Annotated in this window: 1 protein-coding gene; it reads right to left on the bottom strand. The window is 68.7% G+C overall.

Translation table 11 applies throughout. From position 1 onward, the window contains the following. Positions 1-39: 39 nt before the first annotated feature. A complete protein-coding gene (locus tag ACZ56E_RS40645) occupies positions 40-879 on the bottom strand; it encodes an IS5 family transposase (protein WP_471222003.1) in 840 nt (279 codons plus the stop codon). Between the last annotated feature and the right edge of the window lie 207 nt (positions 880-1,086).

The following is a 1,086-nucleotide window of genomic DNA, read 5'->3' as shown; positions in this document are numbered from 1 at the left end:
ACTGAGTGTTTCGCCCTGTGAGGTGTGTTTGATCCCGGGTTAGGTTCCGCGCCAGTTCAGGGTGCTTTCGCCGGTGAGGCGGCGGGTCATGAGGTCGATCATCGCGAGGTGGATCATGGCTTCGGAACGGTGTGGGTGTCGCTCGTAGTCGCGGGCGAGGCGGCGGTGGTGCATGAGCCAGCCGATGCTGCGCTCGATGGTCCAGCGTCTGGGGATGATGGTGAAACCGCGGGCGCCCGGCGGGCGTTGGACGGGCTGGACGTCGATGCCCAGGCGGGCGCCGTGCTCGATGGCGGTGGTGCGGTAGCCGGCGTCCACCCACACCTTGCGGATGCGGGGGTGAGCCGCGGCGATGCGCGAGAGCAGGTGCACGCCGGCCGCCGTGTCGGAAACGCTCGCGGCGGTGACCAGCACGGTCAGCAGCAGGCCGAGCGTGTCGCAGCCGAGGTGGCGCTTGCGGCCGATGATCCGCTTGCCGGCGTCGGTGCCCTGGTCCCCGAGGTGCACGTTGGCGGAGGTCTTGATGGTCTGCGAGTCCAGGACGCAGGCCGACGGTTCGCTGTCGCGTCCTTCGGCTTCGCGGACCAGGCGTCGCAGCAGGCCGGTGAGCTGGGCGAAGACGTCGTCTTCCTGCCAGCAGGCGAAGTAGTGGTAGGTCGTGGGCCAGGGCGGGAAGTCGTGCGGCAGGTAGCGCCAGGGGACGCCGGTGCGGTCCACGTACAGGATCGCGTTCATCAGCAAGCGCAGGTCGTGTTCGGGCGGGCGGCCGATGTCCAGGCCGCGGCCGCGGCGCTCGGCCCGCCAGGCGGTGAGCACCGGCTCGATCAGCTGCCAGCGCTCGTCGGACAGGTCGCTCGGATAGCCGCTGTCGGCGGTCATGTTTCAGATGTACTGCGCGGCGGTCGGCCCCGCCAGCGGTCAAAGACCGTCGAGCGGCCCCCGGTTGGGATCAGACAGGAGGCATCGGGATCAAACAGCCCTCTGGCGCCTCACGGCGAACTGATGGCTCGCCTCTCACTTCAGCGTCAGTCGGACAGCCTCCACAAACCTCCCCATAGTGCCATCAGACAGGGCGAAACGCTCAGT

The sequence above is a fragment of the Streptomyces sp. NPDC039480 genome (assembly GCF_055597165.1).
The sequence above is the reverse complement of the archived record's forward strand: the minus strand, read 5'-3'. Positions and strand labels throughout refer to the sequence as shown.

Coding starts and splice junctions, on each gene's coding strand:
- ACZ56E_RS40645 (WP_471222003.1), bottom strand. CDS start 879: ATGACCGCCGACAGCGGCTATCCGAGCGACCTGTCCGACGAGCGCTGG.